Genomic DNA, 26,980 nt, shown 5'->3' on the forward strand with positions numbered 1-26,980 from the left:
AGAGGTGAACTGCTAGACGAGGCGCTCCGTATCATTCTTGGTGATAATGCTTATCAATATCACTAAATGAATAATTACTAAGTAATAGGATGTTTATTATGTATCTTCGTAGCGCATTAATGTCAGCACTTCTTTTGGGCTCCTCTGCAGCGATGGCGGCGGTTGATAATGCTTCTTTACCTGAGGCCGTACAAGCGCCGGCGGGGCAGGTGATGAAACTGTGGACGCTGGGCGAAGGTGAGATCACCTATGCTTGTCGTGAAAAAGCCGATGAGGCAGGTGCTTATGCTTGGGTTTTTGTTGCCCCCGTTGCTGATTTGACAGATGCCCAGGGTGAAAAAGTGGGCACCTATTATAATGGTCCGACTTGGGAAGCCTTAGATGGTTCTATTGTGACAGGTAAGCAGTTGGCTGTGGCACCGGCAGGTGAGGGTAACATTCCTCTGCAGCTGGTTGAGGCTATGTCAGACAGTGAGTCGGGTTTGTTTTCGGATATCACCTATATTCAGCGCTTAAACACTAAGGGTGGCGTAGCGCCTGCCATGAGTTGCGACGCATCGAGTCTAGGTCAGGAGCAGGTGGTGACTTATGCAGCAGATTATGTGTTCTATATCGCCGAGTAAACTAGCGAGCTGAAGTTTTACAACCCTTGGAGCGAAGGGGTTAAGAAAGCCCTTAAACCCTTCGCTTCAGGTATTGATGCGCCATCACTAGAGCGTTTGGCTCTGGCTCTGGCTCTGGGTTAGTGTGTTAACTGTAGGAGCTTTAGGGAGAGGTAAAGGCGTCACATCGACAGCAACACTTAACAGATCATTACCACCACCATTCATCACACCCTTCAGCGGAGTGACATCGGCAAAGTCCCTTCCCCAGCCGAGAATAATGTAGCGCTCATCAGGCAAGCAGCCGTTGGTGGGGTCGATTTCTAACCATCCCCAATTGGGTAGATACACCGCTAGCCAAGCGTGAGTGGCATCCGCGCCTTGGAGTTTAGGCTGTCCGGGGGGGGGCAGCGTTTCCATATACCCACTGACATAGCGAGCCGCTAAGCCCAAAGAGCGTAAACAACCAATACTGAGATGGGCAAAATCCTGACAAACACCACGACGACTAGCGAGGACATCCAGAATAGGTGTGGCGATCGTGGTATGTTCAGGATCATAGGTGAATTCATTAAAAATTCGCTGGTTCAAGCAGTGAATGCTTTCGACTAAAGAGCGCCCAGGTTGAAAGCTCTCTAGAGCAAACTCGGCTAAGAGTGGATGGTGTTGGATGAAGTCTGAGTCGAGCAGCATCAGCCGCGCCGCCAATCCATCTTGATCGAGTTGTAGGCCCTCCCGAGTCTGTGCGCTGGCCATTTCCCAGGGCATATCCTGTTCTTGACTGGGCAGGGGCCGAGCAGACGTGGTGATTTCACTTTCTGCCGTCACTTCTAGGCTGCTATGTAACTCTTGCAAGGAGAAATAGCACACACGGTTACCGAAAAAATCAGCGCGTTCACGCAAACGTATGGGTGAAGGTGAAATCTCAAGCTGGGTGTTGCAGATCTCTTGCCAGGGCAAGACCCGCGGTAATAAACGCGCCTCATTGTGACTCAGCGTGACGGCACTGGAGTAGTCATAGCGGGTGGTGTGGCGCAATAAATACTTCATGAAAAGGCAGCTCGTAATTTAGACATGATTTTGCATGGTGACCAACTGGCGTGGTGCCTCAACATGGCTGAAATGGCTGTGCGAAATCGCATTAGAAAGCTCAGACAGGGGATCAAGAATCTGATCAATGAGTTGACTTAGAGCGTTTCGAGCCTCTTCAGAGCGCTCCAGATCAGTCAGTTGATTAATATCCACGAGATGTAGAGCGCTGGTCGCTTGAATCACTAAGCGTGTTTCCTGATTCCGATAAGGGGTGGCATCTGGATGCGGAAGACGCTCGATCTGTCGCCCTAAACGTTTCAGCATATAACCGACCGAACGTGGATTAGTTTCATCAAATAAGAGTAGATCCAAAATCGCCAAGGGATGTAATTGAGAGCGATAGCGGCGGCGGTATACCGTGAAGTTATCGGTGGTGGCGAGCACCACTTCCCACAAGGGGATACCCGGTCGCTGTGCTGTGAGCAGCGCTAATTTTAATAACTCGAGCGTACACAGGGTGCGTTCAATAAAGCGGCCTAAATCGAGGAAACGCCAGCCATAATGATGTGGCATGGTTTCGTTACACAAACCAAAGAAAGCGGCAAGATCGGTCACCACATTTTCCAAGTGGCGTTGTGCACCGACTGCGCCTTGAGTTCTAGGCATATCGTTAAAAATTTGCCGAAGAGTATTCACCGTGCGCCAAGCATCATCACCGAGATGATCACGTACGGCACGACAATTACGCAAAAAATGGCTGAAGAGCCAAGGCATACCATCGGTTTGATGCTCATCAAACAACTCTAAAAGTTGATTGCGCAATAAAATATATTCTTGTTTATGGCGGCGGCCACTAGGCTCAGTATGCACCTGTTCCATTTGCTCGGCGGAGGGCAAACCGAGTTCAAGTGCGGTGAATAGATCGGGAATTAGGCGAGCTTCCGTTTCGGTTTGATCTTCTTGCAGCAGGCGCGCAAAGGTTTCACGCAGTAAACGTGAGCGTATGTCGAGGCGCTCACCATAACGCCCCATCCAAAACAGACTGTCAGCCACTCGACAGGGCAAATCATTGCCATCGCGTGTGACCACGATTGGACCATGCGCTTGACGTAATAGGCTGATATGCGGTTGCGGAACCGGTGCCATGACCCAAATATCTTTAACGATTTGGCTCGCCATCAGTGCGGTTCCGGGCTCGCCAACCCAGGCTAACCCACCCGGCATAATACGATACTGGCGCTCATGCGCGGCTTTGCGCAGATCATCAGGCTCCACGAGGCTGAAAAAACGCAGGTTAACGGTCTCCGCATCAAACTCACCTGTGCGGCGATTAAACACAGGTGTTGTGGCGGCTTCAACACGCGCTTGAGCGACATAAAGATAGGGCTGGGCTTCTACCGCTTGCCAATAATCTTGCGCTTCTTGATCGGAAAGGGTTTCTGGACGAACCAGTCCAGGTTGGCGCACATTGCGCAGGATCCAGGCATCCGGTTGACTGCGGAGTGTTTCTAGAGCTTCTGTTTTGCCACACCAGAGGGTGGCGCGTCCAGGGAGCTGAAGCGTCTCGCCCAACAAAAATTCACAGAGTTGCGGCAGAAAAGCCGCCAGCGCGGGGTGTTCTAAAATTCCGCTGCCGAGCGCATTGGCAATTTCAACTTCGCCATTGCGCGCGGCCTGCATTAAACCGGGTACACCCAATAACGAGTCGCCGCGCAGTTCAAGAGGATCACACCAGGGATCATTGATCTGGCGCACAATCACATCTACCTGTTTGAGACCGCCCAGGGTCCGCATCGAGACCTGGCCATCGCGTACTACCAGATCCGCACCCTCGACCAGTGAAAAGTTCATGTAGTTGGCTAACCAGGCATGTTCAAAGTAACCGGGACTTCCCGGGCCTGGTGAGAGCAAAACGATGTTAGGTTGTTCACGATGTGCGCTGGCCAAAGAAGCTAGGCAGCGATGTTGTGCTTGCAGGAAGCCGGCCAGACGCTTCAGCGGGGCTTCACGGTACAGATTGGGCAGCGCACGCGCCAGGGTAATACGATTTTCCAACGCATAACCCGTTCCTGAGGGGGATTGCGTCCAGTCCCCCATGACCTGCCAATCGCCTTTAGCTGTCCGTACCAAGTCGATACCATGAAAGATTACCATCGGTCTTTCTGCAGGCGGTGTGCTGTCGGCAGCAGGGAAAAGAAAGCTGGGGTGGGTAAAGACCAGTTCGGCGGGGAGAAGTCCTTGCGTGAGCACCTGGCGCTGGTCATAGAGATCTTCGACCAAGGCTTCCAGCAAACGTGAGCGTTGTATTAATCCTTTTTCCAGATTTTCCCATTCTTCTGTGCTGATCACAAAGGGCAGGCAATCGAGTTGCCAGGCACGCATTTGGCCGGGGTCATCTTCATAGGTATTAAAGGTGACCCCGTTCTCATGCAACAGATTCTGTGCTTCATCACATCTCAGTTGTAAAGCATCGGGGCCAAGTTGGCTGAGCTCTTCTAGAACCGGCTGCCACTGAGCACGCAGGCGTAGATCCTTGCCAAACAGCTCATCATGGCTGGGCTGGGCAGAGTGAGCGCGCAGCTTTTCTGTGTAATTCAGCAGCCATTGCTGCATGTCTGTGGACAAGAGGTTCGGATCGAACATGGTGTTTACCGAGGATTGCTGCTCACACCCCCAAGAGGGTGTGAGCAAGGCTGGATCGACAAAGTACATTATTATACGTCAGTTTTGCTGAAAGGGTCCTGACGACGAAGATCCAAGGTGTGTGGATATTCAGGATTGATGTAATCGGGTGAGGTGCGGATAGGTCCTTGGGTATGGCCCTGCGCCCAGAAACGCGCCAGTCGACGTGCTTCGGCCTCATTCGCATTCACTGGGAAGCTCTCATAATTGCGTCCAGCAGGGTGAGAGACATGATAGGTACAACCGCCTAAAGAGCGGCCATTCCAAGTATCGACCAGATCAAAGACTAGCGGTGCATGGACAGGGATCATTGGGTGCAACGCAGAAGGCGGTTGCCAAGCACGGTAACGAATCGCCGCCACCGCTTCACTATTTACCCCTGTCGCTTGTAAGGGCACACGACGACCGTTACAGGTCAGTTGATGGCGTGCTGGGTTAAAGCCGAATACCTTGACCTGTAAACGCTCAACTGAGGAGTCCACATAACGTGCGGTACCACTGCCGCTGACCTCTTCTCCCAGTACATGCCAGGGTTCAATAGCCTGGCGCAGCTCAATCCGAACCTGGTCATAAATGACATCACCATAGTGTGGGAAGCGGAATTCCAGGAAGGGAGCGAACCACTCTGGGTTAAAGTAGAAACCGTGATCACCTAAATCATGGAGCACATCTTTCAGATCTTCCCAGAGATAGTGCGGCATCAGCCAACGATCATGCAGAGCCGTACCCCAGCGCACCAGAGGCTTACGATAAGGGTTAGCGGCAAAGCGTGCAACCAAAGCACGAATCAATAACTGCTGCATCAAACTCATTTGTGCATGCGGTGGCATTTCAAAGCCGCGCAACTCAACTAACCCCAAACGACCTGTTGCACTGTCGGGTGAGTAGAGTTTATCGATACAGAATTCTGCACGATGGGTGTTGCCGGTAATGTCAGTGAGCAGGTGGCGCAATAAACGATCCACCATCCAGGGTTGCGGGACTTCGCCCACCGGCATCTGCTGTAACGCGATTTCCAACTCATAAAGCGCTTCGTGACGCGCTTCATCAATACGTGGTGCCTGGCTGGTGGGGCCCATAAACATGCCGATAAACAGATAGCTCAGGCTGGGATGGTGTTGCCAGTAGGTAATCATGCTGGCGAGTAAGTCTGGACGGCGTAGGAAGGGTGAATCGGCCGGCGTTTCACCGCCAAGGGTGACATGGTTCCCCCCTCCGGTACCGGTATGGCGACCGTCCAGCATGAACTTCTCTGTACCTAAGCGTGATAGGCGTGCTTCTTCATAGAGTCTTGTGGTGTTATTCACCAGTTCGCGCCAGCTGCGTGCCGGCATGATATTCACTTCGATCACACCGGGATCGGGCGTAATCATAAATTTTTCGATACGTGGATCAGACGGCGGGGCATAACCCTCGATACACACGGGTAACTCCATCTCGGCTGCGGTCAGTTCGATGCAGGCCAGAAGCTCGAGATAATCCTCTAAACGTGCCAGAGGCGGCATGAAGATGAAGAGTTTACCTTCACGTGGTTCAACACAGAGGGCCGTGTGGATAATCCCTTGTGGCCTGTCGAGACTTTGCTCCTGCCAATGTTGGCCGTGTGGAGCCTGATGATGTCCGTCCCGAGTCATCGCAATCTGTTGCAAGTCGGTGTAGCGACTGGCCACTTCACCATGGAGATCGGAAAGAGGTGGGCGTGGTTCGAACAAGGATGAGGGATAGTGCATCTCTTCACGTCCTGCCAAGGGCAGTGCGGAAAGAGGTAAACGGAATCCCATCGGGGAGTCGCCCGGAATCAGATAAAGATGTTCACGTCTGAGCGGCCATTCGCCGGATAACCAGCGCTCTCGATAGAGATCGCGGCTTAAAGGCAAAGCGTAACCGGTGATCTCATCCAGACCTCGCTCCAGAAGTTGCGCTAAGCGACGACGGTTTTCTTCATCTTTAAGATCTTCTTTGCTGAGGTCGATATCCACCGGTTGCTGGCGCTCTAACCAGAGGTAGTAGTAGGCATCTTCAAAACAGGGAATCAGTCGGTCAGCGGAGACTTGCAAACGCCGAGTCAGAGCAGTGGCAAATTGGTGCGCGACTTCTGGGCTGACGGCATAGGTTTGATTCATATCGGCCAGAAGTAGATCGTTGCGCCAGATGGGTTGGCCATCTTTACGCCAGTAGCAGGCTAAAGCCCAGCGTGGTAAAGACTCTCCTGGGTACCACTTGCCTTGTTGATAATGAATCAAACTGCCGGGTGCAAAATGCGGCCGTAAACGGCGCATGAGGACTTCAGACAGACGGCGTTTATTCGGCCCGTGCGCGGCGATCGTCCATTCCGGTGCATCCATATCATCGATCGAAACAAAGGTCGGCTCACCACCCATGGTCAGGCGCAGATCTTCGGCTTCAATCGCGGCGTCCACCTCTTCACCGAGGGCACAGATGCGTTGCCACTGCTCATCCGTATAGGGTTTGGTGACACGTGGATCTTCATGGACGCGGTTGACTTCCATATGGAAGTCAAACTCGACCTCACAAGGGTCGGTACAGCCGGAAATCGGCGCGGCACTGGAGGGCTCGGGGGTGGCGGCCAGCGGGATATGCCCTTCACCGGCGAATAAACCTGAGGTGGGATCCAGACCGATCCAGCCTGCTCCTGGAATAAAGACTTCAGTCCAGGCATGCAGATCGGTGAAATCAACTTCGGTTCCAGAAGGGCCATCTAAGGCTTTGACATCAGCCGTCAGCTGAATCAAATATCCAGATACAAAGCGGGCGGCCAAGCCAAGATGACGTAGGGCCTGAACCATTAGCCAAGCCGAATCACGACATGAACCGCGATGTTTCTCCAGTGTTTCTTCTGCGCTCTGAACACCTGGTTCCATGCGAATGGTGTAATCGATGTCTTTTTCTAGGCGCTGATTCAAAGCGACTAAGAAGTTAACGATCGCTTGCGGCTCATCGGGCACTTCGCTCAGCCATTGCGTCAGTAAAGGCCCGGATTCACGAATCTCTAAATAGGGGGTGAGTTCTTTTTGCAGGGCTTCTTCATATGTAAACGGAAAATCTTTGGCATAGTCCTCAACAAAAAAATCGAAAGGGTTGATCACTGTCATGGGAGCGAGCAACTCGACCTCTACCTGAAGATGTTCAACCTTTTCTGGGAAAACCAGACGTGCGATATGGTTGCCAAAAGGGTCTTGCTGCCAGTTGATGAAGTATTCACCCCCAGAGATCTTTAACGAATAGGCGTCAATGGGTGTGCGGCAATGGGGCGCAGGGCGCAGGCGCACTAGGTGCGGAGAGAGTGAAACCGGTTTATCGAAGTCATAACGGGTTGAATGCTTCAAAGCAACACGAATAGTCATGGTCTGAATCCGCTCAGTGTCTGTTGAGTCCTCTAGTGGTAATTATGCAGCAATTGATATGCCATTCAGGTGAAAGGTTAAGAAAAAGTCTCGATCAAGCCTGATATAGAAGATCTGTCAGAAAGGCTGCTAGGTTTTGGCGCTCGTTTAGGAGAATTCAGACATTATTCGCACTATATTAGTGCAATGTAGTGGTGCATCTAGAAAAATTCTGGTGCATTGCCAGGCCGGATCTATTCGGCATGACTGATTTCTCAATAAAAAAGCGCTTTGGTATAGCAATTGCAATTCACTCGATACTGTTTTTATCAGCACTGGATGCCAGGCTATGAGTAAAGTGAACTGGAACAACTATGCGTGTAATGGTTTTTACGATGAATTGATTGCCGCGCCTGGGCAGCCCCGCCCTGAGGCGCGCATTCTAGCTGAGTATTTGGCTCAGCTGGCGCCGGATGAGCTGGCGCAACACAAAACGGCGGCTGAGGTCGCCATCCAGGTGATGGGGATTACCTTTACTGTCTATACCGAAGGCAGCATGATTGATCGTGCTTGGCCTTTTGATATTGTCCCACGCATCATTCCCCTGGATGAGTGGCAAAAAACGTCTGCCGGTTTAAAACAGCGTGTGCAAGCGCTGAACATGTTTATTGATGATCTCTACCACGACCAGCGGATTGTCAAAGACGGTATATTTCCGGCTGAGGTCTTGGCTCAATCCGTGAATTTTCGCCCCCAGTGTGTGGGTGTGACACCGCCTCATCGAGTTTGGGCGCATATCTGTGGTTCTGATCTGGTACGCGATAAGGATGGCACCCTGTATGTCCTGGAGGATAACCTGCGTGTGCCTTCTGGTGTTTCCTATATGTTGGAAAATCGTAATATCACCAAGCGCGTGATGCCTGAGCTATTTGCGACTGGGCGCATCCAGCCTGTGGATGATTACACCGATCAGCTCTACGACATGCTGGCCTCTATGTCCCCTCGTCCAGGAGATGATCCACAAATTGTGGTGCTAACCCCGGGTATTTATAACTCCGCTTACTTTGAACATGCTTACCTTGCGCAGCAGATGGGCGTGCAGTTGGTAGAAGGTAGCGATCTCGTCGTCGGTGAAGATGATTGTGTCTATATGCGCACAGTCAACGGTCTCAAGCGTGTGGATGTGATCTACCGACGTGTCGATGATATGTTCCTAGATCCTGAGGTCTTCCATCCTGAGTCGATGCTGGGTGTGCCGGGATTAATGCGCGCTTGGCGCAGCGGTAAGGTCGCTTTGGCGAACGCACCGGGTGCAGGTGTTGCCGATGACAAGGTAGTTTATGCTTTTGTACCGGAGATTATTCGTTATTACTTAGCAGAAGAGCCATTATTGCCGAATGTTCCTAGCTATCTATGTATGTTTGAAGACGATCGTAACTACGTTTTGGATAACTTGGATAAACTGGTGGTGAAGCCCGCGAATGAGTCGGGTGGTTATGGCATGCTGATCGGTCCACACGCGAGCAAGAAAGAGCGTAAAGCCTTTGCCGATCTGATTCGTGCGAATCCGCGCAACTATATGGCGCAGCCAACCCTCACTCTATCTACTGCCCCCACTCTGTGTGAGGCCGGGATAGAGCCGCGTCATGTCGACCTACGACCCTTTATTCTTTCAGGTGCTTCCACCTATGTGACCACGGGCGGCTTGACGCGTGTGGCCTTAACCAAGGGCTCTTTGGTGGTGAACTCCTCACAGGGAGGGGGCAGTAAAGATACCTGGATAGTGGATGTAAAAGGGAGCTGAGCCATGTTATCAAGAGTTGCTGAAAATATTTATTGGTTAGCGCGTTATCTGGAACGCGCTGAAGACACTGCACGCCTGATCAGCGTGAACAGCCATCTACTGCTCGACTTCCCCAAAGCAACGAACTTGGGTTGGTCTTCGCTCGTGACGATTACCGGCAGTGAAGAGATCTTTGATCAACACTATCTGCAACGGGATGAAAGCAGCGTATTGGCCTTTTTATGCGGTGATCGACGCTACACAGGTTCGATCATCTCATCCTTGGCGGCGGCACGCGAAAATCTTCGTACCACGCGAGATGTGATGCCTCGACGCATCTGGGAGGAGGTCAATCAGCTGTACATGGCGATCAGCAAACAGGTTGAAGCTGGTGTGACACCCCGTAATCGCGATCAGTTTTTGGAAAGGGTGATTCGCAGCTGTGAAAGTGTCAACGGTATGATTGAGGGGACCTTGAGCTTTACTCAGGTACGCACCTTTTTGATGCTGGGGCGTTTAGTCGAAAGAGCGGATATGACAACACGCATCATTGATGTGCGCTCGGCGAATCTTTTGCCACGCTCTCCCGAAGAGCTGACACCCTTTGAAACCTTGCAGTGGATGAGTGTGCTTAAATCCTTAACGGGTTTCCAGATGTATCGCCAGCATGTGCGTTTACGTGTGCGTGGGCCCGATGTGCTACGTTTCTTGCTACAGGATGAGCAGTTTCCACGTGCCGTCGCTTGTAGCCTGCGCTTATTGATTGCCGAAATCCAAGCCTTGCCTGCCTGTCAGACCGCAGTGCAAGCCGCTGAACATTGTTTGCAGCATCTGATGCAAGCGGATGTAGCGACCTTGGCGGCAGAGCCTGATCTGCTGCATGCCTATATCGATGAGATACAGATAGATCTTAATGAGCTGCATCAAGCGATCGTGGATAGTTGGTTTGCCTTGTTGGAGGAAAAGAAGGTGGTGGCACTGATGGCGCAGGGCCAGAATTAAGTAGGCTATCGAGATCAGATTCTAGGGGCGGCAACGCCCCTTTTGTTCTTCTGCTCGACCTCGTTTAAGGCTCGACACCCCAAAAGGCATCAGGGAGAATAGACAAAAATTATTCAACAAAGGAGTGGTTATGCAAAGCTCATCCTGGCTCTGCGTCCGTCAGGCGCTGATACGGTTTTTCTTATTGGTGCTGGCCATGCTTTGGGTGCCACTCGCGGTCTTTATTGACGTGGAATGGGTCGGCCATGGCATGCCGGAGCGAGGTTTCACCGAAATCAGCCAAGAGCTGCTGATTTTTCTTTCCAGCGCTTTGTTTGTGGTGCTGGCGGTGAAACTGACCGAACAGCGCGGTTTGATGGTGCTGGTGGCGGGCTTTTTTCTGAGCATGTTTATCCGTGAATTGGATGCTTTGTTTGATTACATCCGGCATGGTTTCTGGAAGTATCCCGTGGCTTTAGTTGTGACGATCAGTTTGGCTGTGGCCGCTTTTTACCGCCAACAACTCCTGCCATCCATGGCAGCGGCCACGCGCTCCGCAGGCTTTGCTTATATCCTGGCCGGTATCGCAATCCTGTTGGTGTTCAGCCGTGTCTTTGGAACCAGCTCTTTCTGGACAGCCATTCTCGATTCCGGTGTCGGGGTCGCGGCGCCAGCTCTGGTCAAAAATGTCGTCCAAGAAGGACTGGAGCTGTTGGCTTATGTTCTGATTTTTTATGGAGCCACGGGGGTCTATTTGGAACATTTTCCACTTACTCGCCGAGATAACGTTGACGTTTCTTGAGTTTGATTTTGTCGAGATCGACCAATACCAAACCATCGATGCAATAGCCAAAGTCGGCATCGACCCCAAAATCTAAAAAACTGACCCCACCCTCTTCACAGAGTTCAGTGTACTGTTTGTAGAGGGTCGGGACGGTCACCCCATAACAATCTAAGCGTTCTTTCAAACGCGTGAAATCTTCTTTGGCATCGCTAAAACAGAAGAGCTTTTGTGCCTCGTTAAATCCACTATCAGAAGGAATATAGGGTGCATTGGCCAGTGCCCAGCCTTTCTTATGTGCATAATAATGTCGATAGTAGATCACCATTAGATCGCGGGCCGGTTGGGGTAACTTGGCGGATAAGGAGACAGGCCCCAGGAGATGTTGAATGTCGGGGCGAGCTTTTAAATAGGCACCAATACCATACCAGAGATAATCTAGGCTTCTGCGTCCCCAGTAGCGAGGCTGGACAAAACTACGCCCTAACTCGACGCTGTTTTGCAGTACAGGTTGAATACTATCCTGATAACGAAAGAGTTCAGCAGAGTAGAGACCATCCAGTCCCTGATCTTGCATCAGTCGTGCACATTCACCTAAGCGATAGGCACCGACCAACTCCAGAGCGCTATCATCCCAAAGAATAAGATGTTGATAAGCACGATCAAAACGATCAAGGTCCCATTTTTGCCCTGTGCCTTCCCCAACGCGCCTGAATGTCATTTCGCGTAAGCGCCCAAGCTCACGCATTACGGCTGAGTCTTTACGATAATCAAAGAGATAGATATGCATCCCATCGGCAGTGACACCTAAGCGCTGAGCCTGTTGCAGTTCACGGCGAACAGCCAAACGTTCTTCTGGGCGTGCGATCGCTTTTTCGGTGACAAACAAGGATTTTTTGTTTTTGGGTAAGCGATACACCTGTTTGCGCAGTAATTTCACCTTGGTCTTCAGTGGCAGATCTGGACGATCAAAGCGCTCTAACGGAATCAGCTCACCAATACGAATAGGCAGGTCTTCCGCATGCTTACGGAACATCTCACGCACCAGCATTAGCCCCCCGATGGGGCGATAAATTAACGAGAGCGAATAAAAGAGCGCTGAGTTTTTACTGTTGAGATGAATCGGCAATAAAGGGGTATTGGTTTTGCGCGCAAAATGCACAAATCCACTCTGCCAGGGACCATCCTTGATTCCCGTTGGCCCCGCACGCGAGACTTCTCCAGCGGGAAAAATAATCAGCGCTTCTTCATTTAATAAACAGTCGGTCACTTTTTTCAGCGTTTCACGATAGCCGCTTTTAGTCAGGGCATCGACAGGGACTAACAGCGGGCGTAGGGGTTCAAATTGCCAGAGCAGGTCATTGGCCAGAATCTTTACATCACTGCGCACTTCAGAAATCAGCTTGAGTAACAACAGTCCATCGAGTGTGCCCAAGGGATGGTTGGCTACAATAATGACACGTCCTTCCGTAGGGATGTTGGCCATCTCGCGTGCGCGAACCATATAACTGATTCCAAAATGCTCCAGCACCCGCTCGGTAAACTCTAACGCTCCCAGATCAGCATACTGCTGTAAAAAATCATTCACTTCCTGCTCATGAAAGAGTTGACGCAGAAGATGATAAACCGGTGTTTTCACCAGCTTGGGCTTGCGTTCCAGAGCGGGGTATTTTTCAGCAATCAGAGCTTGGATATTAAGCATAAGCACACCTGAATAGAGCAAGTGCGCCTAGCCTAGAGGGTCTAGGTGACGAAGCTGTGAAGTTAGGATGAAGAACTGATGAATCGTCTTAACGAAAGCGTTCAGGTTTAGATGAGAGGGGGAGGCGGCTTGGCCTCCCCGACGGCTTTAGACTTTGTTTTGACGGGTAGCGAAGGTGCGTCCTGCGGTGAATGCAGCGGTGATGAGTGCTGCGCCCAAGGCAGGGATGAGATAGCCTTCAACCTGAGGTAGTGTGCGTAGGAAGACAAAAGCCACAGCGGTGGGGGCAATAAAGCGCACCAAGAATTGCCAGGTGTGGAACCAGCGATCATTGGTATCCATTTCATTCAGGACCTCTTCACGGCTCAGTGCCCAGCCTGCAAAGAGGGCAATCAGCAAGCCGCCTAAAGGCATCATGATATTGGTCAGAAATTCGAGAATCTCAAAAGGTGAACGACCAAAGAGTTGGTGGGTCCAGGTACCTTCTGACCAGAGATTAAAGCTAAAGACGGTCAGTAAACCCAATAACCAGCAGAGGCCTGCCATGATGCTGGTCGCCAGAGGGCGGCTGAAACCAAACCGCTCGACCAAAAAAGCAGCGACCGGCTCAACCAGTGAGATGGCTGATGTTAGCGCGGCACCAATCACTAGGATAAAGAAAACGCCACCGAGCAAAGCGCCACCAGGCAGATCTGCAAACGCGATGGGCAGCGTGACAAACATGAGTCCAGGTCCTTGTCCTGCATCCATGCCGGCCCCAAACACTAAAGAGAAAATCGCGATACCCGCAATCAAAGCAATCGCCGTATCGACCAGTGCAATCGAGATGGCCGTGCGCGTGAGCGAGGCTTCTTTCGACATGTAAGCACCGTAGGCCATAATCGCTCCCATGCCTAGGCTCAGGGTAAAGAAGGATTGCCCCATCGCCTGTAACCAGCCCTCTAAGCTCAGATCGTTGAGGTTAAAGGTGAAGAGAAATTTGATCGCCGCTACCGCATCTCCAGTCATCACGCCATAGGCCAGTACAATCATCAGGATGATAAAGAGGGCTGGCATCATAAAACGTAAGCCGTTTTCAATGCCTTTATGAATGCCCATTCCGACGATTAAAGCCGATGCCAGCATAAAGAGTGTGTGGTAGAGCAAAAGCTGGTTGGGAGAGGCCAATAGTTCACCAAAGGAAGCGCTAATCACGTCTGCACTGGCACCACTGAGTTGACCGGAAAACATTAACCAGGTGTAGTGGATCGCCCAACCGGCAATTACCGAGTAAAAGCTTAAAATAATAAAGGCGGCACTGGCTCCCATCCATCCGATCACTTGCCAATGGCGGCTGGTGCCATGCGATTCGGTTAGATATTTCATGCCCATAATCGGGCTTTTGCGACTGGCGCGTCCTAGGAGTGTTTCTGCAATCAGAATCGGAATGCCCACCACGGCGATCGTCAGAGCATAGACCAAAATAAAAGCACCGCCCCCGTTCTCTCCGGTGAGATAAGGAAAGCGCCATAGGTTGCCCAAACCGACCGCTGAACCGACGGCGGCCAGTAAGAAGGTTCCTTTATGTGTCCAAATTTTAGTAGAACTCATGGTTTCTAATCCTATCGCTATAGGCTCGCATTGCGCTGAGGTTAGGCGCTTTGCAGCAAAAAGGTTACGGGTCCATCATTGATAAGATGTACCTGCATATCGGCACCAAAACGGCCACTGGCAACCGGAGAATGCAAGGCTTGTGCCTGCTGCCGAAAATAGTTGTATAGCGCTTCACCCTGTTCGGGGCTAGCACCCTTGGAGAATCCGGGGCGTAAGCCACGATCCGTTTCCGCCACCAGGGTGAACTGAGAAACAATTAAGAGTCCAAAACCGGTGTGTGCGAGGCTCAGATTCATGCGCTGTGCCTGATCGGGGAACACTCGATAATTCAGAATCTTATGTAAGAGTTTATCGGCACTTTCTTGGGTGTCGTCGCGCTCAATACCCAAGAGTAATAACAATCCTTGCTGGATCTCACCGACGCACTCACCTTGAATCTCTACTCTGGCTTGGGTCACACGCTGTATCAGTCCTTTCATGGTTTAGGCTCGCTGAGCAACAAACGCATCGGTCGCGCGAATCAAATTATCCGTAATGCCCGGCTCAAAGGCTGAATGGCCGGCATCCCGAATGATGTGCAATTCTGCATCCGGCATGACCTGATGCAGTGCATGGGCTTGTTCTAAAGGGCATACCAGATCATAACGGCCATGCACCAGGGTGCAGGGAAGGTGACGAATGCGCGCGGCATTCTTCAGAAGTTGATCGGGTGCTAAAAAAGCCTGATGTACAAAATAATGTGCTTCAATGCGAGCCATGGCTAAGGCAACATGAGGTTCGGCAAAGTGCGCGGCAAGATCAGGATTCGGCTGTAGCGTCGAACAGCGGCCTTCCCAAACCGACCAAGCCTTTGCCGCCGCCATACGGGCCAATTCATTATCCGAGGTGAGGCGTTGATAATAGGCTTGTAACAGATCCTCGCGTTCCTCTTCGGGAATGACCTGTAGGTAGTCTTGCCAGTAGTCTGGGAACACCGCGCTGGCGCCACGTTGGTAGAACCACTGAATATCTTGATCACGGCACAGGAATATACCGCGTAGAATCAGTCCCAGCACCGCTTCCGGATGTTCTTGAGCATAGGCTAGCGCCAGCGTGGAGCCCCAAGATCCTCCAAATAGCAGCCACTCTTTGATCTCCAGATGGCACCGTATGCTCTCAATATCGGCAATCAGATGTTGTGTTGTATTACGCTCTAGGCACGCATGTGGGGTTGAGCGCCCGCAGCCACGTTGATCAAATACAATGATGCGATAGCGCTCAGGATTAAAAAAACGTCGATGCTGAGGCGAACTGCCACCACCTGGGCCACCATGGATAAATAGCACGGGTAGGCCCTGGGGATGGCCGCTTTCCTCTATATATAGAGTGTGTAAATCATCGACTGGCAGATAATGCTCGGCATAGGGCGTGATCTCAGGATAGAGGCTGCGCATAGAAATTCTCTGAACTAAGTGTCTGAATCGAGTATAGAAGAGATTGTGGATGAGAGCAGACAAGAGAAAGGCAGCCCTTGAGCTGCCTTGATCATCCTAATCCTGCTGTGAAGCTGATTACTTCTTGTTGCGTTTACGCTCGTTTTCTTTCAGCAGCTTCTTACGGATACGAATGTGGTTAGGGGTGACCTCAACCAATTCATCATCTTCAATGAAATCCAGCGCCTGCTCCAGAGAGAAGAGGATAGGTGGTGTCAGAATGATGTTTTCATCCGTACCGGAAGCACGCATGTTAGTCAGCTGTTTGCCCTTGGTAGGGTTCACGACCAGATCATTCGAGCGGCTGTGAATACCGATGACCATGCCTTCATAGACTTCGATGTTCGGATTGATGAACAAGCGGCCACGTTCTTGCAAGCTGAAGAGGGCGAAAGCCAAGGCTTTACCATTCACCATGGAGACCAGTACACCGTTGTTACGTGCGCCCATTTCGCCATCTTTGATGCGACCGTAGTGATCAAAGACCGAAGTCATAATCCCGGTGCCTGAAGTCATGGTCATAAACTGGCTACGGAAACCGATCAGACCACGTGATGGGATCATAAAGGTGACGCGTACGCGGCCTTTACCATCCACTTCCATATTGGTCATATCGCCTTTGCGTTTGCCCAGCTCTTCGATGACAGAACCCTGGTGCTGTTCTTCTACATCGAGCATAACTAATTCGTAAGGCTCACGCAGTTCACCATCGATCTCTTTCTGGATAACTTCAGGACGTGAAACCCCGAGTTCAAAGCCTTCACGACGCATGGACTCAATCAGCACCGACAGATGCAATTCACCACGCCCCGAGACCTTAAATTTCTCAGGGGACTCACCTGGCTCGACGCGCAGGGCAACGTTGTGAATCAGCTCACGCTCAAGACGATCCTTAATATTACGACTGGTGATGTATTTACCATCCTGGCCGGCAAAAGGTGAATCGTTGACTTGGAAAGTCATCGAAACAGTTGGCTCATCAACAGACAGGGCCGGCAGTGCTTCGACGCAGTTCGGATCACACAGTGTATCCGAGATGTTCAGCTGATCTAGACCGGTTACACAAACGATATCGCCTGCTTCGGCCTCAGTGACTTCCACCCGCTCTAAGCCGTGGTAGCCCATGATCTGTAAGACACGACCATTACGCAACTGTGCGTGGCTGTCGATGACTTTAACCTGAGTGTTGGTTTTCAGGCGACCGCGTGTGATACGACCGACACCGATAACACCGACATAGCTATTGTAATCCAGAGCTGAAATCTGCATCTGGAAAGGACCTTCCGCATCCACGCGAGGTGGATGTACATGCTTAACGATCGCTTCAAACAGCGGGGTCATGTCTTCAGCCATGTCATCCGCATCTAAGCCTGCAATACCGTTCAGAGCGGAAGCATACACAACCGGGAAGTCGAGCTGCTCATCGGTCGCACCGAGGTTATCAAACAGATCAAAGACCTGATCCATGACCCAATCTGGACGTGCGCCGGGACGATCGATTTTGTTGATGACGACAATCGGGTGCAAACCCTGAGCAAAGGCTTTCTGGGTGACAAAGCGTGTTTGAGGCATGGGGCCATCGACCGCGTCGACCAGCAACAGGACGGAATCCACCATGGACAGTACGCGCTCTACCTCACCACCGAAGTCGGCGTGGCCCGGTGTGTCAACGATATTGATGCGATAGTCATTCCAGCGGATGGCCGTGTTTTTAGCCAGAATGGTGATGCCGCGCTCACGCTCCTGATCATTGGAGTCCATGACGCGCTCTGCACTTTCATCGCGACGTGTCAGAGTACCTGACTGTTGCAGCAGCTTATCGACCAGAGTGGTTTTGCCATGATCGACGTGAGCGATGATGGCGATGTTTCTGAGCTTTTCGATCACAAGTGATTACCCGGTTCTTTTGTAAAGGCCAGCATTATACGCAAGGGGCGGCGAACAATCGATTAAAGTTGACAAAAACCTAAAGGAAAAAACAAATGCCCCAGGATAGAGCAAGTCTGCGGTTCATCGAGTATCATTACTACACCGGTTGCACCTAAAAAGAGAGCAGAATAGACGGTATTTTGCTCCAATATTGTGCATAGTTTGTTTTGATGCATTTTTATGGTGCGATTAAGCAGAGAGCTGCTGTCAAAGGCCGCGAAAAATGAGGCTGTTTAACAGGGTTTTCGTGCTGGCACGCCGTTTGCTTTACACATATCAAGCGGTGCGGCATGAATGAACAATAGGTCATTCGGCTTCCGGCAAATTCATATCAAATTGTGGAGAGAGTCGTATGTCAGAGAACACTCTGAATCTGATCAAAGAAAGCGGTGCTAAATGGATCGATATGCGCTTTACCGATTTCAAAGGTAAAGAGCAGCACGTGACCATTCCAGTATCGGATATGGGTGATTCCTTCTTCGAAGAAGGCAAAATGTTCGATGGTTCTTCTATTGCAGGTTGGAAGGGTATTCAGGAATCCGACATGATTCTGCTGCCAGACGACAGCGCATCTGTGATGGATCCTTTCTCTGAAGCACCGACTGTTATTGTACGTTGTAACATCATCGAGCCAGCAACAGGCCAGGGTTATGACCGCGACCCACGCTCTGTAGCCACTCGTGCGGAACAGTACCTGAAATCCACAGGCATTGCAGATTCTGCGATGTTAGGCCCAGAACCTGAGTTCTTCGTATTTGACGAAGTGAACTGGCATGCCGATATCGGTGGCTGTGGTTACACCATCAGCTCTGAAGAAGCGGCTTGGGCTTCTAGCCACAAAATTGAAGGTGGCAATACCGGCCACCGTCCACGCGTAAAAGGCGGTTACTTCCCAGTACCGCCAATCGACTCTCTGCACGATCTGCGTGCGGCGATGTGTGATGCGATGGAAGCCATGGGCCTGACCATCGAAGTTCACCACCACGAAGTGGCGACAGCGGGTCAGTGCGAAATCGGCGTACGTGGCAACACTCTGGTGAAAAAAGCGGACGAAGTTCAGATCCTGAAGTACTGCGTACACAACGTGGCGCATGCTTACGGCAAAACTGCAACCTTCATGCCTAAGCCACTGGTCGGTGATAACGGTTCAGGTATGCACGTTCACCTGTCCATGAGCAAAGATGGTAAAAATATCTTCGCGGGTGACGGTTACGGTGGTTTGAGTGAATATGCACTGTATTACATTGGCGGTATCATCAAGCATGCTAAGGCTTTGAATGCGCTGTGTAACCCATCGACTAACTCTTACAAGCGTTTGGTTCCAGGTTTTGAAGCACCTGTTATGTTGGCTTACTCAGCACGTAACCGCTCGGCTTCTCTGCGTATTCCTTACACTACGTCGCCTAAAGCACGTCGTGTTGAAGCACGCTTCCCAGATCCAGCAGCGAACCCATACCTGTGCTTTGCAGCACTGTTGATGGCCGGTATCGATGGTATTCAGAACAAGATCCACCCTGGTGATCCAGCGGATAAAGATCTGTATGACCTGCCACCTGAAGAAGCTAAGCAGATCCCAACGGTTGTTGGTAGCCTGACCGAAGCTCTGGATGCGCTGGAAGCGGATTATGAGTTCCTGACTAAGGGCGGTGTCTTCTCTAAAGACATGCTGGATGCTTACATCAAGCTGAAGCGTGCTGAGGTTGAGCGTGTCAATATGACCACTCACCCAGTTGAGTTTGATCTCTACTACTCCGTATAAGCTTGTCGTGGCACCTCCTGCTAGGGCAGGAGGTTGTTCTGCAACGCCTACTTAAAAAGCCTCCTACGGGAGGTTTTTTTCTGCCCGAAATTAGAGTTTGCAAAATGAGCTTCTCAAGAGGAAAAGTCTAGGGCTTCATTCTGGCACGTTCGTGTTCAAAAAAATCGCACAAGCACTAATTTGGTGCAAATAACGCGCTATAGTCGAATATTAGATCGGCGACTTCCACAACAAACTGCCCATTTTAGTGCGTTGGAGTGGAATCTGGTTTCTGGCCTCTATTTTGCTAGACATAGGTCAGACAGGAGAAGGTGCATGTTACACCACGAAATTACACGCAATATTCTGGATAATTTGACGACCTCTATCGTCTTTCTAGATCTGAATTTAAATATCAGTTACCTGAACCCCGCTGCGGAAATGCTGCTGCAGGCGTCTTTGCGCCGTTTGGAGGGTAAGTCGATCTATGACTGGCTCACGTTGAGTGAGGAAGATATCGCCTTGTTGAATGACTCTCTGCAGACCGGGCACCCTTTCAGTAAGCGTGAAGCGCGTGTCTTTACTGCTCAGGCGCAGGAGCTCTTGATCGATTACAGCGTAAATCTGTTACCGAATAAAGGCTTGTTGCTGGAGATTCAGGCGCGTGATCGTTTGATGCGTATTGAGCGTGAAGAGGAATTGCTCACACGTCATGCCACCGCTCGCTCTTTGGTCAGAGGTTTAGCGCATGAGATCAAAAACCCCCTTGGGGGGATACGAGGCGCCGCGCAATTATTGGAGCGCGAGCTGACAGATGTTGAATTGCATGACTACACTCGTGTCATCATCGAAGAGGCTGATCGCCTGCGCAATCTAGTGGATCGTTTGTTGGGTCCACATAAGCTACCGCACATCGAGCAGATCAATATTCACGCTATTTTGGAAAGGGTTTGCAGTCTGGTCAGAGTGGAGTCTGGACACAAAATCCAGATCGTCCGCGATTATGATCCGAGCATCCCCGAGTTTAGTGGCGATAAGGAGCAGTTGATTCAAGCTACCTTGAATATCGTGCGTAACGCCATGCAGGCCTTGCAGGAGTCCGCCACTGAACATCCACAGATTACTCTGCGCACGCGTGCTTTACGTCAGTTGACTTTAGGCAGCGAGCGCCATCGTTTAGTTTGCTCAATCGATATTATCGATAACGGGCCGGGTATCCCGAGTGAATTGATCAGTTCTATTTTTTACCCCATGGTGACAGGGCGTGCCGAAGGATCAGGTCTGGGGCTGTCGATCGCTCAAGCCATTATTAATCGTCATAAAGGCCTGATCGAATGTAACAGTGAGCCAGGGCAAACACGCTTTCAACTTTTAATTCCGCTGGAGCAGAAGAATGAAAACACCGGGTCATGTCTGGATAGTTGATGATGATCGTTCGATTCGTTGGGTATTGGATAAGGCGCTGACTTCAGCCGGTCTGAAAACAGCGATCTTTGAGAATGCCGATGGCTTGATCAAACGTCTGGAGCGTGAGCAGCCAGATGCCATCATCAGTGACATACGTATGCCGGGAATGGATGGACTGGAGTTGTTAAACCATATCCAGAAAATCAATTCGCAAATGCCGATCATTATTATGACTGCGCATTCCGACCTCGACAGCGCGGTGGCTTCTTACCGTGGTGGAGCCTTTGAGTACCTGCCTAAACCCTTTGATGTGGATGAAGCAGTCGCTTTGGTGCAGCGTGCAGTCGAACACGCCTATGAACGACGTGAGCAGAGCCCGGAAGTGGCGCTAGCGGATACGGCGGAAATTATCGGTGAAGCTCCGGCGATGCAGGAAGTGTTTCGTGCCATCGGACGCTTATCTCAATCGAACATCACCGTGTTGATTAACGGTGAGTCGGGCACGGGTAAGGAGTTGGTGGCACATGCGCTGCATCGTCATAGCCCGCGTGCCAGCCAGCCCTTTATCCCTTTGAATATGGCGGCGATCCCTAAAGATTTGATTGAATCCGAACTGTTCGGCCATGAAAAGGGGGCCTTTACCGGTGCCACCGCAGCGCGGCGTGGGCGTTTTGAGCAGGCGGATGGCGGCACTTTGTTTCTGGATGAAATTGGAGACATGCCTGCGGATACACAAACGCGTTTGTTGCGTGTCTTGGCAGACGGTGAGTTTTACCGAGTGGGCGGACATACTCCCGTGAAGGTGGATGTCCGTATTATCGCGGCGACTCACCAAAATCTGGAAAATCTAGTTAAAGAAGGGCGTTTCCGTGAGGATCTATTTCACCGCCTGAATGTGATTCGTATCCATATTCCGCGCTTGTCGCAAAGGCGTGAGGATATTCCACGCTTAGCACGGCATTTCCTTGCACGTTCAGCGGAAGAGCTGAATGTTGAGCCTAAAATATTGAAACCGGAAACAGAAGCTTTTATCTGTGATCTGCCTTGGCCGGGTAACGTGCGTCAGCTGGAGAACACTTGTCGTTGGTTAACAGTGATGGCTTCGGGACGTGAAGTTCTGGTATCGGATCTGCCGCCGGAGTTGTTGGAGCAGCAGGAGCCGGGTACCGTGGTTAGTGGTAGCTGGGAGCAGCTGTTGCGCAACTGGGCAGACCAGCAACTAGGGCGGGGCCGTAAAACGATTCTGAACGAAGCGGTTCCACAGTTTGAGCGTGCGATGATAGAAGTGGCTCTGCGCCATACTGCTGGACGCAAACGTGATGCCGCCGAGCTTTTGGGCTGGGGACGTAATACCTTAACACGTAAGATCAAAGAGTTAGGGCTAGAAACCGGCACCGATGATGAGGATGACGAAGATTAGGGCTTTGTGCTCTGGGCTGGCAAGGTGGCCTGACGTTGTTGTTGACGCAGTGCCACCGCATACTCTGCCACCGTTAAGGCTTGTTCATGGCTGAGATTCGGGAAGTGGCCCATGGGATGACCGAGTTGGTAGCCGTGTTTGATGATCAGCACTAGATCATGTACCTGCAATTGGCTCACGCCAACTGGTAGATGTTCGAACTCTGCGCCTATGCCGCGATGTAGGTGGCATTCGCGGCAATAATAGCCATAGAGCTGATCACCACGTTGCATCTTTTCTGGGGAAGGCTCACGACTGCAAGCGCTGAGTAAACCGCTCAAGATGAGCAGCATCAAAATTGATCTGTAACCCGTCAAGTTCATATCTCCTCACCAGCAGAAACAAAAAGTGCAGACTGTCCACTGAGTTCCCAGACGAGCTGAGACAAGATAATCCAGACATCGCCTTTTTCTTGGCCTTTAATCCTTGCATCTGCTTGTGCGCAGCGCATCAACAGGCGTTGTAACTGTGTCAGGGGAAGGCGTCTTAAACAGCGTTGTACCAATTGTTTACGCTTGCCCCAAAGCTTTTCACTTTGCGCCAGACTATCAAAGCTTTGGCCTCGTGCTAGCCCCTGTTGTACTTGAATCAAGCTGCGCAGATCACGGCTAATCGCCCACAATACAATTGCAGCTTCCACCCCTTCATGGCGTAGAGCCTGCAAAATACGCTCGCTGCGTAGCGTATTCGATTCTAGGGCCGCATCCATTAAGGCAAACACATCAAAGCGTGAAGAGTCCGAGACAGCGCCGAGAATCTCCTCACTGCCTAAGGCTTGATTGGGAAAGAGCAGGGCAAGTTTATCGAGTTCCTGTTTGGCCGCGAGTAAATTGCCCTCTATTCGGTCCGAAAGCAAGCGTGCTGCTTCTTCGCTCAGTTGCAGCTGGAGGCTTTGTGCGCGTTGTAATAACCAGCCAAGGAGTTGCTGAGGTTCAGGCGGCCAGATCTCTAGGATACAACCACTGGCATCTATCGCACTGAACCAAGCACTTTTTTTCTGTCCGGCATCGAGGCGCCCCGCAATGAGTAGCAAACAGCTATCGGGTGAGGGATTGCGTAAATAGGCTTGCAGAGCTTGGCTTTCAGGCTTAGAGAATTTAAGACTGGGGGCGCGCACTTCGAGTATCTTGCGCTCAGCAAACAGGGATAACGCATTCGCTTGTTGGAGCAGAACCTCCCAGTTAAAACTACTCTGGTCGGCATGCACAAGTTCACGTTCGCTAAAACCCTGAGCTTTTAGATGACGGCGCAGTAGATCTGCGCTTTCACCGCACAACAGAGGCTCATCACCCGCGATCAGATAGATAGGTTGGACAGGCTGGCGCCCCAGATGGTTTGCCAGCTGTTCGGCACGCAGTTTCACGGACGCAGGCGAGTGTACTGACGCACGATTTGTTGTGCGAGGTCTTGCGTGATCTGACGGCGCAGTAAAGGTTCTTGTGATTCACTGGCCGTAATATTGTTCGGATCGACGCTGTAGACACGCTCTGTAAATAAACGCGTGGGGGGCAGTAAGAGCTGCCCTTCACGATCGCTGACTTGGAAAGTCACTTCACTGCGTAACTCATACTCCGAAACACGGGCGTCACTGCCCAAGGAAATGGCGCGACGAATCGAGTCGATTTCCAGCAGTTCGATACGATAAGGCGCATCGGCCTCTAGGTGCACCCCATTCACGCGTAGTGTTTGTTCAAGGGTGCGCTCCAGATCACCTGGGCGCTCCGAGGATACTAGGCTGACTTGACGCAGGGCTTCTGGGATATCAAAGACACCGCGTAGCTTAAAACCACAGGCGGAGAGCAGTAGGCTCACCACTAAGAGTCCTAGAATCAGATGCCCACGCTGGGCAAGGGTAGAGGCCATGTATTTCTCCTAGCCAACCACGAGGTTTAAGAGCTTATTGGGCACCGCAATTTTCTTGCGGATCGCCTTACCTTCTAGATGCTTCTGTACGTTTTCTTGTGCCAGAGCCAGATGCAGCAGGGTGTCTTCATCAGCATCTGCGGCCACTTGAATGCGTGCACGCACCTTACCGTTTACCTGCACCACTATGTCGACGCTGGCACGTGTCATGGCCGCAGCATCGGCTTGTGGCCAGGGCGTTGTAACCACCGCATCGCGGTGACCTAAAGCTTCCCAGAGCACATGGGTGATATGAGGAACGATAGGGGCAAGTAAGCGGACAGAGGCTTCTAAGGCTTCTTGCATCACCTTGCGTCCGAGTTCACTGTGGTCAACAAAGCGCGCAATAGCGTTCGATAGCTCCATGATGGCTGCGATCGCGGTATTGAAGGTTTGGCGACGCTCGATGTCATCGCTGACCTTCTGGATGGTTTCATGCACTTTACGGCGCAGTTCACGCTGTTCATCGTTGAGTTCGTCTTGCGCCTGCAGAGGGGCCGCTACACCCTGCAGCAGATGATCATGGACTTGTTTCCATAAACGGCGCAGGAAGCGGTGTGCGCCCTCGACCGCAGAATCAGACCATTCCAGGGACTGCTCAGGCGGGGCTGCAAACATCATAAACAGGCGCACGGTGTCGGCACCGTAACGATCAATCATCACTTGCGGGTCAATGCCGTTGTTCTTGGATTTCGACATCTTGGCCATTCCCGATACGATCACCGGTTGACCATCTACCTTATGTTTGGCGGCGATGATGCGACCTTTTTCATCCGTTTCAGGAATCACATCGGTCGGAGCAATCCAGGTTTGTGCACCACGCTCATCTTCACGGTAATAGGTTTCAGCCAATACCATGCCTTGGCACAAAAGGCGCGCAAAAGGCTCGTCTGAGTCTACTAGGCCTTCATCACGCATCAGTTTGTGGAAAAAGCGCGCATAGAGCAGATGCAAGATGGCATGTTCAATCCCGCCGATATACTGATCAACCGGCAACCAGTATTTGGATTGCTCAGGGTCTAGCATAGCATCGGCGCTGAAACGGCTGGCGTAACGCGCGTAGTACCAGCTGGATTCCATAAAGGTGTCAAAGGTATCGGTTTCACGCTCGGCCGCACCGCCACATTCTGGGCACTGAGTGTGAATGAAGCTCTGCATCTTTTTAATCGGAGAGCCGACACCATCAAACTCGACCTCTTCAGGTAGAATGACAGGTAGTTGATCTTCAGGAACAGCCACAGGACCACAGCTTGGGCAATTAATGACCGGGATAGGAGTGCCCCAGTAGCGTTGACGTGATACGCCCCAATCGCGCAATCGATAATGGATCGTGACCTGGCCACGGCCGCGTTGCGACAGCTCTTTGGTGATAGCTTTAAAGGCCAGATCGAATTCTAAGTCATCAAAATCACCAGAGTTGATCAACACCCCTTTCTCAGTAAAGGCTTCTTGGGCAAGATCAATCGGTGTTTTCGCCTCTAAAGGGGCAATGACCTGTTTCATGGGCAAGTTGTATTTCTGCGCAAACTCCCAGTCACGCTGGTCGTGGGCCGGGACGGACATGACAGCACCCGAGCCGTAGTCCATTAAGACAAAGTTGGCCGTCCACACCGGGATGCTTTCACCCGTGATCGGATGGATAGCCTGAATGCCTAGAGGCATTCCCTTTTTCTCCATGACCGCTAGGTCGGCTTCTGCCAGCTTGACGTTTTTGCATTCATCAATAAAACGTGCCAGTTCAGGGGAGGTTGCGGCAGCTTGCAGAGCTAAAGGATGCTGAGGTGCCACAGCGACATAGGTGACTCCCATCAGAGTGTCGGGACGTGTGGTAAAGACTTCTAAGTCGCCATAACCTTCGACGCGGAAACAGATTTCAGCGCCGTGTGAACGACCAATCCAGTTGCGCTGCATGGTTTTGACCTGCTCGGGCCAACCCTCAAGCTTATCCAGATCGTCTAACAGCTGATCGGCATAATCGGTAATTTTTAAGAACCACTGTGGGATCTTTTTGCGTTCAACCAAGGCACCTGAGCGCCAGCCACGTCCATCAATCACCTGCTCGTTGGCTAAAACTGTTTGGTCGACGGGATCCCAGTTCACTTCAGCTTCACGTTTGTAAACCAGTCCTTTTTTCATCAGACGGGTAAAGAACCATTGCTCCCAACGGTAGTATTCAGGATGGCAAGTTGCCAGTTCACGTGACCAGTCATAACCAAAACCCATCTGCTTGAGCTGGTTACGCATGTAATCGATATTTTCATAGGTCCATTTTGCCGGTGCCACCTTGTTGTTGATCGCGGCATTTTCAGCGGGTAGACCAAAAGCATCCCAGCCCATCGGCTGCAGGACATTTTTACCCTGCATGCGTTGGTAGCGTGAGATCACATCACCAATGGTGTAGTTGCGCACATGCCCCATGTGCAGGCGGCCACTGGGATAAGGGAACATGGAGAGGCAGAAGAATTTCTCTTGGGATGAGTCATCACTGGCGCGAAAACATTCCTGTTGCTCCCAGTAGTCTTGGACTTGGGGTTCGATGGCCTGTGGCTGATACTGTTCGTTCATTGTCTCAG

19 protein-coding genes are annotated in these 26,980 nt (G+C 51.3%); 7 read left to right on the forward strand and 12 right to left on the reverse strand.

Going from position 1 to position 26,980, the window contains the following annotated elements; genetic code table 11:
* Window positions 1-98 precede the first annotated feature (98 nt).
* Window positions 99-623, forward strand: a complete 525-nt coding sequence (locus E1H14_RS07220) for a DUF3455 domain-containing protein (RefSeq protein WP_235017417.1) — start codon at window positions 99-101, stop codon at window positions 621-623.
* Window positions 624-710: 87 nt separating this feature from the next.
* Here the strand turns inward: E1H14_RS07220 and E1H14_RS07225 are convergent, their stop codons facing one another.
* The 3 genes from E1H14_RS07225 to E1H14_RS07235 all read right to left on the reverse strand — a co-directional run bounded on the left by E1H14_RS07225 (window position 711) and on the right by E1H14_RS07235 (window position 7,681).
* Window positions 711-1,652 carry a transglutaminase family protein gene (locus E1H14_RS07225; RefSeq protein ID WP_149390793.1) on the reverse strand — a complete coding sequence of 314 codons (942 nt, stop codon included), beginning with the start codon at window positions 1,650-1,652 and terminating at the stop codon, window positions 711-713.
* 18 nt (window positions 1,653-1,670) lie between these two features.
* On the reverse strand, window positions 1,671-4,277 hold the full coding sequence (locus tag E1H14_RS07230; RefSeq protein WP_160142041.1) for a circularly permuted type 2 ATP-grasp protein: 2,607 nt from the start codon (window positions 4,275-4,277) through the stop codon (window positions 1,671-1,673).
* Window positions 4,278-4,348: 71 nt separating this feature from the next.
* Entirely contained in the window at window positions 4,349-7,681 is a 3,333-nt protein-coding gene (locus E1H14_RS07235) for a transglutaminase family protein (protein WP_149390795.1), read from the reverse strand.
* 328 nt (window positions 7,682-8,009) lie between these two features.
* On the opposite strand from E1H14_RS07235, the gene E1H14_RS07240 reads away from it, so the two are divergent.
* The 3 genes from E1H14_RS07240 (at window position 8,010) to E1H14_RS07250 (ending at window position 11,226) form a co-directional block, all read left to right on the forward strand.
* A complete protein-coding gene (locus tag E1H14_RS07240; protein WP_149390796.1) occupies window positions 8,010-9,464 on the forward strand; it encodes a circularly permuted type 2 ATP-grasp protein in 1,455 nt (484 codons plus the stop codon).
* 3 nt (window positions 9,465-9,467) lie between these two features.
* Window positions 9,468-10,445, forward strand: coding sequence for an alpha-E domain-containing protein (locus E1H14_RS07245; RefSeq protein ID WP_149390797.1), 978 nt, complete (start codon window positions 9,468-9,470; stop codon window positions 10,443-10,445).
* A 130-nt stretch (window positions 10,446-10,575) separates the two neighbouring features.
* Window positions 10,576-11,226 (forward strand): hypothetical protein, encoded by a 651-nt coding sequence (locus E1H14_RS07250; RefSeq protein ID WP_149390798.1) that lies wholly within the window; start codon window positions 10,576-10,578, stop codon window positions 11,224-11,226.
* Here E1H14_RS07250 and E1H14_RS07255 read toward each other — a convergent pair.
* The 5 genes from E1H14_RS07255 to typA form a co-directional block, all read right to left on the reverse strand.
* Window positions 11,195-12,907, reverse strand: a complete 1,713-nt coding sequence (locus E1H14_RS07255; RefSeq protein ID WP_149390799.1) for a lysophospholipid acyltransferase family protein — start codon at window positions 12,905-12,907, stop codon at window positions 11,195-11,197. The genes E1H14_RS07250 and E1H14_RS07255 overlap by 32 nt on opposite strands.
* A 147-nt stretch (window positions 12,908-13,054) precedes the next feature.
* Entirely contained in the window at window positions 13,055-14,497 is a 1,443-nt protein-coding gene (locus tag E1H14_RS07260; RefSeq protein ID WP_149390800.1) for a sodium-dependent transporter, read from the reverse strand.
* Between the two features lie 41 nt (window positions 14,498-14,538).
* Entirely contained in the window at window positions 14,539-14,979 is a 441-nt protein-coding gene (dtd, locus tag E1H14_RS07265; RefSeq protein WP_149390801.1) for a D-aminoacyl-tRNA deacylase, read from the reverse strand.
* Between the two features lie 3 nt (window positions 14,980-14,982).
* Window positions 14,983-15,933 carry a prolyl aminopeptidase gene (gene pip, locus E1H14_RS07270; RefSeq protein ID WP_149390802.1) on the reverse strand — a complete coding sequence of 317 codons (951 nt, stop codon included), beginning with the start codon at window positions 15,931-15,933 and terminating at the stop codon, window positions 14,983-14,985.
* Between the two features lie 117 nt (window positions 15,934-16,050).
* Window positions 16,051-17,859 carry a translational GTPase TypA gene (gene typA / locus E1H14_RS07275; RefSeq protein ID WP_149390803.1) on the reverse strand — a complete coding sequence of 603 codons (1,809 nt, stop codon included), beginning with the start codon at window positions 17,857-17,859 and terminating at the stop codon, window positions 16,051-16,053.
* Window positions 17,860-18,253: 394 nt separating this feature from the next.
* On the opposite strand from typA, the gene glnA reads away from it, so the two are divergent.
* From glnA to glnG, 3 genes are all read left to right on the forward strand, one after another.
* Entirely contained in the window at window positions 18,254-19,660 is a 1,407-nt protein-coding gene (gene glnA, locus E1H14_RS07280) for a glutamate--ammonia ligase (RefSeq protein WP_149390804.1), read from the forward strand.
* 315 nt (window positions 19,661-19,975) lie between these two features.
* The gene (gene glnL, locus E1H14_RS07285; RefSeq protein WP_149390805.1) at window positions 19,976-21,064 is read left to right on the forward strand and encodes a nitrogen regulation protein NR(II); all 1,089 of its coding nucleotides are present in this window, start codon (window positions 19,976-19,978) and stop codon (window positions 21,062-21,064) included.
* Window positions 21,033-22,466, forward strand: coding sequence for a nitrogen regulation protein NR(I) (glnG, locus tag E1H14_RS07290; protein ID WP_149390806.1), 1,434 nt, complete (start codon window positions 21,033-21,035; stop codon window positions 22,464-22,466). The genes glnL and glnG overlap by 32 nt, the downstream gene beginning before the upstream one ends.
* Here glnG and E1H14_RS07295 read toward each other — a convergent pair.
* The 4 genes from E1H14_RS07295 to leuS are packed head-to-tail and all read right to left on the reverse strand — an operon-like array spanning window position 22,463 to window position 26,972.
* The gene (locus tag E1H14_RS07295) at window positions 22,463-22,828 is read right to left on the reverse strand and encodes a c-type cytochrome (protein ID WP_160142042.1); all 366 of its coding nucleotides are present in this window, start codon (window positions 22,826-22,828) and stop codon (window positions 22,463-22,465) included. The two genes, glnG and E1H14_RS07295, sit on opposite strands and share 4 nt — an antisense overlap.
* Window positions 22,825-23,868, reverse strand: coding sequence for a DNA polymerase III subunit delta (holA, locus tag E1H14_RS07300; protein ID WP_149390808.1), 1,044 nt, complete (start codon window positions 23,866-23,868; stop codon window positions 22,825-22,827). Before holA ends, E1H14_RS07295 begins: the two co-directional genes overlap by 4 nt.
* Window positions 23,865-24,368 (reverse strand): LPS-assembly lipoprotein LptE, encoded by a 504-nt coding sequence (locus E1H14_RS07305; RefSeq protein WP_149390809.1) that lies wholly within the window; start codon window positions 24,366-24,368, stop codon window positions 23,865-23,867. Before E1H14_RS07305 ends, holA begins: the two co-directional genes overlap by 4 nt.
* Window positions 24,369-24,377: 9 nt before the next feature.
* Entirely contained in the window at window positions 24,378-26,972 is a 2,595-nt protein-coding gene (gene leuS, locus E1H14_RS07310; RefSeq protein ID WP_149390810.1) for a leucine--tRNA ligase, read from the reverse strand.
* Window positions 26,973-26,980 lie beyond the last annotated feature (8 nt).

Source organism: Nitrincola tapanii (assembly GCF_008368715.1).
GTDB lineage: Bacteria > Pseudomonadota > Gammaproteobacteria > Pseudomonadales > Balneatricaceae > Nitrincola > Nitrincola tapanii.

Excerpts from the sequence above, each read along its gene's own strand:
- E1H14_RS07230 (WP_160142041.1), bottom strand. The coding sequence starts at position 4,277 with ATGTTCGATCCGAACCTCTTGTCCACAGACATGCAGCAATGGCTGCTG.
- E1H14_RS07235 (WP_149390795.1), bottom strand. The coding sequence starts at position 7,681 with ATGACTATTCGTGTTGCTTTGAAGCATTCAACCCGTTATGACTTCGAT.
- glnA (WP_149390804.1), top strand. The coding sequence starts at position 18,254 with ATGTCAGAGAACACTCTGAATCTGATCAAAGAAAGCGGTGCTAAATGG.
- E1H14_RS07220 (WP_235017417.1), top strand. The coding sequence starts at position 99 with ATGTATCTTCGTAGCGCATTAATGTCAGCACTTCTTTTGGGCTCCTCT.
- E1H14_RS07260 (WP_149390800.1), bottom strand. The coding sequence starts at position 14,497 with ATGAGTTCTACTAAAATTTGGACACATAAAGGAACCTTCTTACTGGCC.
- pip (WP_149390802.1), bottom strand. The coding sequence starts at position 15,933 with ATGCGCAGCCTCTATCCTGAGATCACGCCCTATGCCGAGCATTATCTG.
- E1H14_RS07240 (WP_149390796.1), top strand. The coding sequence starts at position 8,010 with ATGAGTAAAGTGAACTGGAACAACTATGCGTGTAATGGTTTTTACGAT.
- E1H14_RS07295 (WP_160142042.1), bottom strand. The coding sequence starts at position 22,828 with ATGAACTTGACGGGTTACAGATCAATTTTGATGCTGCTCATCTTGAGC.
- E1H14_RS07250 (WP_149390798.1), top strand. The coding sequence starts at position 10,576 with ATGCAAAGCTCATCCTGGCTCTGCGTCCGTCAGGCGCTGATACGGTTT.
- E1H14_RS07305 (WP_149390809.1), bottom strand. The coding sequence starts at position 24,368 with ATGGCCTCTACCCTTGCCCAGCGTGGGCATCTGATTCTAGGACTCTTA.
- dtd (WP_149390801.1), bottom strand. The coding sequence starts at position 14,979 with ATGAAAGGACTGATACAGCGTGTGACCCAAGCCAGAGTAGAGATTCAA.
- glnL (WP_149390805.1), top strand. The coding sequence starts at position 19,976 with ATGTTACACCACGAAATTACACGCAATATTCTGGATAATTTGACGACC.
- E1H14_RS07255 (WP_149390799.1), bottom strand. The coding sequence starts at position 12,907 with ATGCTTAATATCCAAGCTCTGATTGCTGAAAAATACCCCGCTCTGGAA.
- glnG (WP_149390806.1), top strand. The coding sequence starts at position 21,033 with ATGAAAACACCGGGTCATGTCTGGATAGTTGATGATGATCGTTCGATT.
- leuS (WP_149390810.1), bottom strand. The coding sequence starts at position 26,972 with ATGAACGAACAGTATCAGCCACAGGCCATCGAACCCCAAGTCCAAGAC.
- E1H14_RS07245 (WP_149390797.1), top strand. The coding sequence starts at position 9,468 with ATGTTATCAAGAGTTGCTGAAAATATTTATTGGTTAGCGCGTTATCTG.
- E1H14_RS07225 (WP_149390793.1), bottom strand. The coding sequence starts at position 1,652 with ATGAAGTATTTATTGCGCCACACCACCCGCTATGACTACTCCAGTGCC.